Origin of the sequence: Janthinobacterium sp. LPB2021202312-11-4, from assembly GCF_037049705.1 — a bacterium.
Lineage (GTDB): Bacteria > Pseudomonadota > Gammaproteobacteria > Pseudomonadales > Pseudomonadaceae > Aquipseudomonas.
The window spans coordinates 1-2,691 of record NZ_JBAGKV010000074.1; the positions used below are offsets into that span (position 1 = coordinate 1).

A 2,691-nucleotide genomic window follows, 5' to 3' on the forward strand; every position below is an offset into this window, starting at 1 on the left:
CTAGCAACTCTTCAGGACAAGGCTGATTTTCTAAGCAAGTCAAAATAGCTACGAACGAGCTTTTTCCGACATTTGCTGCTTCTGGTCTTGCCAAAAATGATACGCCAGCATCGCAGCAAGCCAGCACGAAAAATCCCCAGTACATGGAAGCGAATCCATCAGGAATATCTTCCACTGGTATATCAAGTATTAAATCCCCGTTCCCCGCAGCCACCAACCCCTTGAAAATATATTGATACACCGCATCCTGCTCATCAAACCAACCTGCAATCCAGAATATTTTCTGCAAATCAGGTGCGACTGAATTTATCAAAGTATCAAGTGCAAAATAAATTAACGCCTCAATTTTTTGAAAATGCGAATCGTCGCCACACTGATGATAAAAATGTACCCTCCTTACTAGTTCTTCAAAACAGTCGTAAATAACTGATTCATCTTTACCTCTGAACAGTATAGCTACAGCTGAGATCTCAGCATCACCAAGAATACGGAGATTGTCAGCCTTCCAATGCAAGCTATACGACTCATCGCTCCACTTCTGGGCGCACCTATAAAACAGATCATAACGTTGTAATTGGTACCCAGGACCATTAACCAAACGAATCTTAATTAGACGCAGCTTTACTAACTCTGGAAACAACCCTTCACTCAGCGCAAAAAATTCGGCTAAAGATATAATTTTTTCAATATGGGATAAAGGATATCCAAGACAAAACGAAGCGATCATCCACTCCCTGGTTACACCCTCCAACAGCGGACGAGTGTCACCCAAACGGGCCCTAACTACCCAATACCATGCCCACCGCCAATAAGATGGAGCCGAACCTTCTAACCAAGCGTTAACTTTTTTAAGTAGCCCATTAGCAGAAACCTCAAATCCATCACGACCTTTCACATACACAATAATACTGCTATGAAAAGGAGTAATCCCACTTCTTCCAAAATGAAAGAGATGCTGAATACGATCAAATGACTCAACAAATTGCATGTTGTTATCAAAACACAGACTTAAAGCATTTCTATCTGGCCATGCAAACTCTACAGACGCTATCAACTGCAATATCTCTCTCGCCGACACCGAAAGATTCGACCAAAGCAAATCATAGTATTTTGTGATATCGCCGCCTGAAAAGATCGGCAGTTGCTCTATTTCATATGCACTCACAACCTTGTTTTTTTGCTGCAAACGCCTTATCGAATAAACAAGATACAATGCATAGCCACTCGAAACCTTATGGAGCGCTTCCGCAATCTCCACGAGTTCTCTTGACTCACCATCACGCGCACAATTTATTGATATGCTCTTACTCTTAACCAGACCCTCAACCCAGCTTCTAATCGATTTCAAACTCATGAACGGCAATTCTAGCCAGTCCTCACTCCTCGACACCTCTGAAACCATTTTTGAAGGAAGCTGTGAATCACTAACGGCTTGAGTACCAAATATAAGGCATGTTGTCCCTTTGAACGGGATTATTCGATTAATCATGTGCTCAAGCTGAGTTATCTCTGATCTCTCGCGCGATACATGATCGAGTCCGTCTATAACTATTACCAGCGTTTTGCCTTGCCTAAGAAACTCGTTAGCAGCGAGTAAAATCCATTGATCCAGCTCTTCAGCCTTCAATTCTCTTCCAGAAAAAGTCGAGGGCAGATAGTCCTTTAATTGCGCCTCCAGGGAACGAGCAGCATTCTGGAATGCAATCCTATCTATATCACTTTGCGCAGACAAATGATAATGGTGCCTTATAACGGGAACACCTGACTCGATTAACACATCATTCAAATATGACAAATAGGTGCTTTTACCAGTTCCAGGCTTACCCGAAACTACCCAGCACCCTTGAGTGGCACACTTCTCCATCATGCTTAGATGAAATTCTTCTGACGGAGGACTGTAGCCATCTGGGACGCTGAGGTACTGACTGAGTGTCTTACTAATTCCTTGCTCAAATAAGTCCCTTAAGTACTCAAGAGTGATTTTTGCTCCGCTCTCTAAGTTTGGCTTTCTAGTTGCCTGTCTCTCAATAGCTTTCAGAAACCTGAACCAACCCTCATTAGTGGTATGGTCAGGAACAACACTGTCGTACAGCTTTGTTTCCAAGTCGTCTATTTGAGGCTGGCTATGTTGAAAAGTAAAATCCCTAAAGAAACACTCTACACCAATACGCCCGTCTAGCTCATTTTGCAGCCTAGTTAAAAACTCATCTGGTATAAGATCAACATCAACCTTATCACCCCTAAGGCATCGCGCAAACACAGAGTCAGGAACTCTATTTGTAACAAGAGCCGCCTTAGATAACATTCCTAAGGCGCGATACTTATCAACATCACTCGACCACTTCTTAAGCAAAGACGTACCATTTGGTTTCTTTTTTAAGAGCCAATCAAAACCCAGAGCCAAATCAGCTCTTTCACTGTCGATCGTGAATTTTACTTGATATAGCTCATATCGCCCGCCCCCATCAAACGCAACGACATCATCCAACCCATTCAACATCCCTTCGTCTGTTCCGGTACTCTCGATAGAAACCCATTGATACTTACTGGGATCGTGGAACCAGTCGAGAAGGATCTTTATGCACACGAGGTCTTGATATGAATATCCGACTCGCGTCAACTGAGTTGGTTTTATCAGTGCTTTCACTTACGAATCCCTCATCACGCGCCACACAGGCGGACTATCCCTAG

Annotated in this window: 1 protein-coding gene; it reads right to left on the bottom strand. The window is 43.1% G+C overall.

Annotation, left to right across the window (positions count from 1 at the left end):
- Positions 1–2,647: ATP-binding protein (locus V5E99_RS30845; protein WP_499806295.1), on the bottom strand; the 2,647-nt coding region annotated here is incomplete at its 3' end.
- Positions 2,648–2,691: the final 44 nt, after the last annotated feature.